The sequence below is a fragment of the Bradyrhizobium genosp. SA-3 genome, from assembly GCF_004212635.1.
Lineage (GTDB): Bacteria > Pseudomonadota > Alphaproteobacteria > Rhizobiales > Xanthobacteraceae > Bradyrhizobium.
On the sequence record NZ_PSRT01000072.1, the window covers coordinates 37373 to 44613 of the forward strand.

Genomic DNA, 7241 nt, shown 5'->3' on the forward strand with positions numbered 1-7241 from the left:
GCCGGTGCCAAACTCGCAATGACGGGGAGGGATTGTCGCTGAACGTCAATAAAGCCGCACCGCGAGCAGGACGCCGTGCGCGGTCCCTCGGACTCGGATAACGATCCTGAGCTTGGTCGCGTTGATCGCGAAAAATGTTCACTGGTTCGGGTCGCTCGATGACGCACCGCGTCAATCGGCGGCTTGCATCGCCCGGGGGATACAACCTGAGAACGGGGTAGCCGTCGAAGGGTTGCTATCCGGAACCGGCATCGGTTGTCACCAAAAACGAAGCTTGCTTTCGACAGGCGACGAATGATCAAATCCCTGATCGGAATACCTGCGTTCTTGGGGGACACATGATGTTCAGGATGATTGCGATCGTCGCTGGTTTGGGGCTGGCGCTCGTTACCACAGCGGAGGCCCAGACACCGCGCAAGGGTGGAACCATCCGCATGACCGCGCCCTATGGCTCGAGTTTCTCCAGCCTCGACATTCACACGACACAGCGCGCCCAGGACGAGATCTACGCCAAGGCCCTGCATCGGTCGCTCTACATCTGGAATTCCGCGGAAGGCAAGCCGGTCCTGGAGCTTGCCAAGGAAGACGTGGTCTCGGGCGGAGGCCTGGTTCACACCTTCAAGCTGCGAGACGATGCCTATTTCCACAACGGCCGCAAGATGACGGCCGATGACGTCATCTGGTCCTACAATCGCATCATGGACGGCACCAAAGCCTATCCCGGCGCGCGTTTCGTCCGGGTGATCGAGGGCGCGGCCGCAGTGGAGAAGGGCCAGGCCAAGGAGATCTCCGGCCTGAAGAAGATCGACGACTTTACCGTTGAGATGAAGCTGACCGAGAAGGTCGATCCGGGCTTCTATTTCTTCAACGCGCTGACCTCGATCTATCCCGCAGACGAAGGTGCAAAGGAAAGCTTCATCCAGAAGCCGATCGGCCTCGGCCCGTTCAAGTTCGTCGAGCACGTGCCGGGATCGCGCATCGTTCTGGAACGTTGGGACCGGTTCTACAAGCCCGGCAAGCCCTATGCCGACAAGCTCATCGTGTCGGTCATGGGCGAGGCCGCGGCCCGCGATGTCGCATTCCGCAACAAGGAGATCGACACCTCGGTGCTCGGGCCTGCACAATATCTCGCCTATCAGGCCGACCCCGACCTCAAGGGCACCATCGTCGAAGTCGCCGAGGTCTTCACGCGTCACATGGGGATGAATCCGGCATTCAAGCCGTTTGCCGACAAGCGCGTCCGGCAGGCGATCAACCACGCGATCGATACCGACCTGATCATCAAAAAGCTGGTCAAAGGCAAGGCCTATCGCGCCACCAGCTGGCTGCCTCTGACCTCGCCACTCTACGACAAGGCAATGAAGCCCTACGCCTTCGATCCCGCGAAAGCAAAGCAGTTGCTTGCGGAGGCCGGCTATCCCACGGGCTTCGAATTCGAATGGACGACCAGTCAGAATGAAAGCTGGGGTCTGCCGATCGTCGAGGCCATCATCCCGATGCTGGACCGCGTGGGCATCAAGGTGAAGGTCAAGCAGGTCGAGACCGCGGTGCTGGCGGAGGTAATCAAGAAAGGCGACTTCCAGGCCTATGTCTATTCCATGGCGACAGGGCCGGATCCTCAGGCGGCGCTGAAATGCTTCTACTCGTCGACGCCGCAATCAGCCTGCAATTACACATCCTTCAAGAACGCGGATTTCGACAAGCTGATCGACGAAGCCGGGCAGACCGACGACGCCGCAAAACGCGACCAATTGCTGCAGAAGGCCAATGCCCTGCTCTATGAAGAGGCGCCGGTCTGGTTCTTCAACTACAACAAGGCGGTCATGGCGGTGCAGCCGTGGCTGAAGGGGATTCAGTTGAATGCGACGGAACTGACCCATCAGAACGTCGAGGACCTCTGGGTGGACGAGTCGTCGCCCGCCAAGTGACACGCGCTCTCACCCTCCCGCCATCGCAGCAAGCGATGGAGGGAGGGAGGAACAGTTGCAAATGCTCGCCTTCCTGATCCGTCGAATCCTGCAAACCGTTCCGACCGTGCTGGCCGTGGTGCTGGTGGTCTTCGTGCTGTTCAGCGTGGTCCCGGGCAGCATCGTATCGAGCATGAGCGATGACGGCCGAGGTGCAGCGGACCCGCAGGTCGTGGAACGCATGAAGAAGCAGCTCGGCCTCGACGATCCCGTTTACATGCGCTTTGGCTCCTACATCGCCAAGCTTGCGACCGGTGATCTGGGGACGTCGTTCCGGACCCGTGAGCCGGTCACGATCATGATCGCAAAACGGATGTGGCCGACGCTACAATTGATATTCGCAGCCTTGACGTTTGCGATTGCGATTGGCGTTCCACTCGGCTTCGTCGCAGCATTGCGACCAGGCGGCATCGTCGACACGGTCTCCATGGTTGTCGCAGTGTCGGGCCTGTCAATGGCCAAATTCTGGCTCGGGCTGCTACTGATGTACCTGTTCGCCTTGAAGCTCGGCTGGCTGCCGAGCTTCGGCTATGGCGACGGCAGCCTCAAATATTTGATCCTGCCGGCCGTGACACTCGGCGTCTCGCCGATGGCGCTGCTGGCCCGGACGACGCGCGCCGCGGTGCTCGAGATCATGACCGCCGATTTTGTCCGCACGGCGCGCTCCAAGGGCATGAGCGAGATGCGTGTCGTGAAGTGGCACGTGATGCGCAACGCGCTCGTCCTGATCCTCACGACAATGGGCCTGCAATTCGGTGCGTTGATGGGACAAGCCGTCGTCGTCGAGAAATTGTTCTCGTGGCCGGGCATCGGCTCGCTGCTCGTCGACAGTGTTCTCCAGCGCGACATTCCCGCCGTTCAGGGCTCCATTCTCGTGGTGGTTCTGGCCTTTCTCGCGATCAATTTGCTGATCGACGTGCTCTACGGCGTGATCGACCCCAGGATCAGATACGCATGAAGCTCCGCGCCAATCTCATCATCGGTGGCGTATTGTTCGCGCTTGCGATCCTGGTCGGCCTGCTTGCGCCGTGGCTGGCGCACACCGATCCCGTCATGGACGCCAACCTCATGAACGCAGAGGAGGCGCCGAGCTGGACCTGGTGGTTCGGCACCGACGGGCAGGGCCGCGACATCTATTCCCGCGTCGTGTACGGGGCGCGCGTCTCGCTGACGGTGGGTATTGTCTCCCAGCTCATCAACAGCATCATCGGCGTGGCACTGGGCCTGAGCGCCGGGTACCTGGGCGGCTGGTGGGACGATGTCGTCAACGCCCTGACCAACCTCATGCTGGCGATCCCCTCCCTGATCTTCGCGCTGGCCATCATGGCGGTGCTTGGGCCCGGCCTGACCAGCTTGCTCATCGCGCTCGGCTTGACCAATTGGTCCTTTACCTGCCGGATCGCACGGGCCTCGGCGCTGTCGCTGAGGAGCCAGGGCTATGTGCAGGCCGCAACCGTGCTCGGCTATGGCGATCTGCACATCATGATCACGCAGCTGCTGCCCAACATGCTCGGACCGATCGTCGTCATCGGCACGCTCGGCATGGGCAGCGCGGTCCTGTCCGAAGCCGCATTGTCGTTCCTCGGCCTCGGCGTCCGCCCGCCATTTCCGAGCTGGGGCAGCATGTTGTCGGAAGCCCGCGACCAGATCACGACGGCGCCGTGGCTCTCGGTTTTTCCCGGCCTTGCCATTTTCCTGACGGTGCTCGGCCTCAACCTGCTCGGCGACGGCCTGCGCGACATTCTCGATCCACAATCGCGGAGCCGGCGCACATGACGGGCTCGCCGCTGATCGAAGTCGAGGATCTGCGCATCGATCTCGACGACGGATCCCGCAAGGTACCCGCCGTCGAGAACGTTTCGTTCCGCATCGATCGTGGCGAGACGTTCGGCTTGGTCGGCGAATCCGGCTGCGGCAAGAGCATCACGGCGCTCGCCTTGATCGGTCTGCTGCGGCCGCCGTTATCGATCGGCGGTGGCGCCATCCGCTTCGAGGGACAGGAAATCCAGAGACTTTCCACCGCCGGGCAGCGGGAGCTGCGCGGCAACCGCATCGCGATGATCTTCCAGGAGCCGATGACGGCCCTGAACCCGGTCTCGCCGGTGGGACGGCAGATCGCCGAGATGTTCGTGCTGCACAAGGGCAAGAGCTGGCGGGAAGCCAACCAATTGGCGGTCGAGGCGCTGGCGAGCGTCCGCGTCCCCGCGCCGGAGCGGCGCGTGAAGGATTACCCGCACCAGCTCTCGGGCGGCATGCGTCAACGCGTGATGATCGCCATCGCGCTGGCATGCGGTCCGGATCTTTTGATCGCAGACGAGCCGACCACCGCGCTCGACGTGACCGTGCAGGCGGAAATCATCGAGCTGATGCGCAATCTATGCGCCGAGAGAGGGACGGCCATTCTGATGATCAGCCATGATCTCGGCCTGGTGGCCAATGTCTGCCGCCGCGTCGCCGTCATGTATGCCGGCCGCATCGTCGAGGAGCGCGGCTCGGCCGATATTTTTCGAACGCCATCGCATCCCTATACGCAAGGTCTGGTCGCCTCGCTGCCGCGGCTTGGCAGCCGCGCCGCGCTTGGCCGTAGCAGACTGAAGGAGATCGCGGGCGTCGTTCCGGCCATCACGAGCTTCCCAGACGGCTGCCGGTTCAATCCGCGTTGCGCGCAGGCGACCGATATTTGCCGGACCACCGCGCCAGAGACGGATTTGCTGGAAGCAGGCGGTCTTGTCAGGTGCCACCACCATGCATGAACCGCAGGGGAGAGCGGATGACGACGTCATCCTCAGCGTCGAGGATCTCGCGGTTCATTTTCCGCTCGGGGGTGGCTTGCTGGGCCGCGAGAAGCGGCTGCTCCGTGCCGTCGACGGCGTCGATCTCAGCTTGAGGCGCGGCGAATGCCTCGGCCTCGTCGGCGAGTCCGGCTCGGGCAAGTCGACCGTCGCGTTGTCGATCCTTGGTCTCCTGACGCCGACGCGCGGCCGCATCGTGGTGGACGGACAGGCCGTGACGAACCGGCAATCCGGCGATCGGAAGGCCTTGGCCCGCATCGTGCAGATGGTGTTTCAGGATCCCTACGCCTCGCTCAATCCGCGCCAGACCGTTCGTCGAACGCTGGAAGATCCGCTGCGTGTGCACAGCGTAACCGCGAAAAGCGAGATCGAGGACCGCGTTGCGACGATGCTGCGGCATGTGGGCCTGCGCCCCGAACAGTCAGGCCGCTACCCGCATGAATTCTCCGGTGGCCAGCGCCAGCGCATCGGCATTGCGCGTGCGCTGATCCTCAATCCCAGGATCGTTATCTGCGACGAACCGGTCTCCGCGCTCGATGTCTCGATCCGTGCCCAGATCATCAATCTGCTGCTGGAACTGAAGGACACGCTCGGCCTCTCATTCATCATGATCAGCCACGACCTCGGCGTCGTCGAGCACATGAGCGACAGGGTCGCGGTGATGTATCTCGGCCGCATCGTGGAGAATGGCCACTGGCGCGAGATCTTCGAACGACCGGCGCACCCCTATACCCAAGCCCTGATCGCCGCCATCCCCGATCCGCTGCGCCACGCACCGTTAGCGACGACAGGGGGCGACCTGCCCAATCCGCTCAATCCGCCAAACGGATGCGCGTTCAGCCCGCGCTGTCGTCACGCCGAAGCGGTGTGCCGGAGCGAGCCGGGTCCAATGCTTGAAACGCGTGCCGACGGGCATTCGGTCCGGTGCTGGCGAAGCGACGAGATTGTGGCGCAGGCGGGATTGGCAACGACAGAGGGGCGCCTCAACGTCCGCTGATGCCGACCAGGCGAGGGCGGCGGTGGTTTGTGCGCGGGTTCTCGGGGAGGAAGGCGCGCAGCCATTCGCGGAAGCTGACGACTTCAGGGCAATCCGCAGTGCCTTCAGGCGCAACCAGCCAATCACCCAAACCGGCCCCCTCACTGACCCGGTCGCAGCGATAGCCCGGATGGTGGCCAAGACCGCGGGCGATCAGCAGGTCGACCTTGCCCTCGACCAGTTCGTGCAGGCCGGCGGGCTGCAGCACCCGCAGACCGATGTCTGGATGCGCGCTGCGAAACTCCGTCAATTCGAGGCGGCGCAGGTCGACGCTGCCATGGACTCCCAATTGCAGCAGCGCCGCACCTGCCGGTTTCAATTGCGAGGTCGCCTCCGCAATGTGACGAAAGCCTTCGGATATCCCGGGCAGATAGGCCTGACCGGCCGCGGTCAGGATGAGCTGCTTATGCAGCCGATCGAACAGGCGCACGCCGAGGCGCGCCTCCAGCGCCTTCACCTGCTGCCCCACGGCGGCGGGCGTTACGTGCAGCTCGTGCGCGGCCAATTTGAAGCTAAGATGCCGCGCGGCGGCTTCGAATGCGCGGAGCGCGTTCAGCGGAGGAAGGATGTAGGTCATCGCTGCCTAGCTTGTCACTGAATGGCCGCGCGCTTGCAATAGATTTTCTTGCGCTGAACCGCAGCAACATTGCTTTGCGCCGGCGCGATGCCGCCGGTTAGGGTCGACCGATCGCAAACCGGAGCGAACAGGAGACAATCTGACATGGCTCAAATCGTCGGTCATAATCCTCCATCGGTCCATGCTCCCGCCGGTGGTTACAGCATGGGGCTTGAATTCAGTCAGCATCGCCGCTTGCTGTTCGTCAGCGGCCAGGTGCCCGAAAAATCCGACGGCAGTGTGCCCGAAGGTTTCGAAGCGCAATGCGAGCAAGCCTGGCGCAATGTCATCGAGGTGCTCGCCGCCGCCGGCCTCGGCGTCACGCATCTGGTCAAGGTCACGACGTTCCTGACCGACATCAGTCAGGTCGTGCCCAATCGTGCCATTCGTCGCAAGATGCTCGAAGGACACGAACCCGCGCTGACGGTCATGATCGCTGAAACCGTCGACAGCAAATGGCTGCTGGAGATCGAGGCGATCGCAGCGGAGTGAAAACAGCTCTCACCAACCTTGCAATAGGCCAAATGCGCCAGGTGTCCTATGGCGGAGATCATCCATCCCTTCTACGAGTCGCATCTGCGGTGTCATGGAGACGGCCATGCGCCATCGCCTCCCGCTCGGACAGGACGCAAACGCTGGCCGGCGGCGCGAGCCATTGCTACTTTCGATTTTCGCAGTCGCCATCGGACCGGAAGGCTGAGAGTTGAACGGCGTTCTCAGGAACCGCGGTGCACGTTGTCCTGGATTGCGCGGCTGTCTCGACATCGTCATTGCGAGCGTAGCGAAGCAATCCAGACTGCCACCGCGGAAGGACTCTGGATTGCTTCGCT

Annotated in this window: 7 protein-coding genes; 6 read left to right on the top strand and 1 reads right to left on the bottom strand. The window is 62.7% G+C overall.

What is annotated here, in order from left to right; genetic code table 11:
* Positions 1 to 338 precede the first annotated feature (338 nt).
* The 5 genes from CWO91_RS24355 (at position 339) to CWO91_RS24375 (ending at position 5756) form a co-directional block, all read left to right on the top strand.
* Complete coding sequence (locus CWO91_RS24355; protein WP_130216973.1) at positions 339 to 1928, top strand: ABC transporter substrate-binding protein; 1590 nt, start codon at positions 339 to 341, stop codon at positions 1926 to 1928.
* 61 nt (positions 1929 to 1989) lie between these two features.
* Entirely contained in the window at positions 1990 to 2925 is a 936-nt protein-coding gene (locus tag CWO91_RS24360; protein ID WP_130216989.1) for an ABC transporter permease, read from the top strand.
* Positions 2922 to 3743: an ABC transporter permease gene (locus CWO91_RS24365; RefSeq protein ID WP_130216975.1), complete on the top strand. Its 822-nt coding sequence runs from the start codon at positions 2922 to 2924 to the stop codon at positions 3741 to 3743. The genes CWO91_RS24360 and CWO91_RS24365 overlap by 4 nt, the downstream gene beginning before the upstream one ends.
* On the top strand, positions 3740 to 4720 hold the full coding sequence (locus CWO91_RS24370; RefSeq protein ID WP_130216977.1) for an ABC transporter ATP-binding protein: 981 nt from the start codon (positions 3740 to 3742) through the stop codon (positions 4718 to 4720). The genes CWO91_RS24365 and CWO91_RS24370 overlap by 4 nt, the downstream gene beginning before the upstream one ends.
* Positions 4713 to 5756, top strand: coding sequence for an ABC transporter ATP-binding protein (locus CWO91_RS24375; RefSeq protein WP_130216979.1), 1044 nt, complete (start codon positions 4713 to 4715; stop codon positions 5754 to 5756). Before CWO91_RS24370 ends, CWO91_RS24375 begins: the two co-directional genes overlap by 8 nt.
* Here the strand turns inward: CWO91_RS24375 and CWO91_RS24380 are convergent.
* Positions 5743 to 6372, bottom strand: coding sequence for a LysR family transcriptional regulator (locus CWO91_RS24380; RefSeq protein WP_130216981.1), 630 nt, complete (start codon positions 6370 to 6372; stop codon positions 5743 to 5745). The genes CWO91_RS24375 and CWO91_RS24380 overlap by 14 nt on opposite strands.
* A gap of 144 nt (positions 6373 to 6516) precedes the next feature.
* On the opposite strand from CWO91_RS24380, the gene CWO91_RS24385 reads away from it, so the two are divergent.
* A complete protein-coding gene (locus CWO91_RS24385) occupies positions 6517 to 6903 on the top strand; it encodes a RidA family protein (protein ID WP_130216983.1) in 387 nt (128 codons plus the stop codon).
* Positions 6904 to 7241 lie beyond the last annotated feature (338 nt).

What these genes read in the sequence shown, in the direction of transcription:
- CWO91_RS24385 (WP_130216983.1), top strand. Translation starts at nt 6,517, where the DNA reads ATGGCTCAAATCGTCGGTCATAATCCTCCATCGGTCCATGCTCCCGCC.
- CWO91_RS24380 (WP_130216981.1), bottom strand. Translation starts at nt 6,372, where the DNA reads ATGACCTACATCCTTCCTCCGCTGAACGCGCTCCGCGCATTCGAAGCC.
- CWO91_RS24360 (WP_130216989.1), top strand. Translation starts at nt 1,990, where the DNA reads ATGCTCGCCTTCCTGATCCGTCGAATCCTGCAAACCGTTCCGACCGTG.
- CWO91_RS24365 (WP_130216975.1), top strand. Translation starts at nt 2,922, where the DNA reads ATGAAGCTCCGCGCCAATCTCATCATCGGTGGCGTATTGTTCGCGCTT.
- CWO91_RS24375 (WP_130216979.1), top strand. Translation starts at nt 4,713, where the DNA reads ATGCATGAACCGCAGGGGAGAGCGGATGACGACGTCATCCTCAGCGTC.
- CWO91_RS24355 (WP_130216973.1), top strand. Translation starts at nt 339, where the DNA reads ATGATGTTCAGGATGATTGCGATCGTCGCTGGTTTGGGGCTGGCGCTC.
- CWO91_RS24370 (WP_130216977.1), top strand. Translation starts at nt 3,740, where the DNA reads ATGACGGGCTCGCCGCTGATCGAAGTCGAGGATCTGCGCATCGATCTC.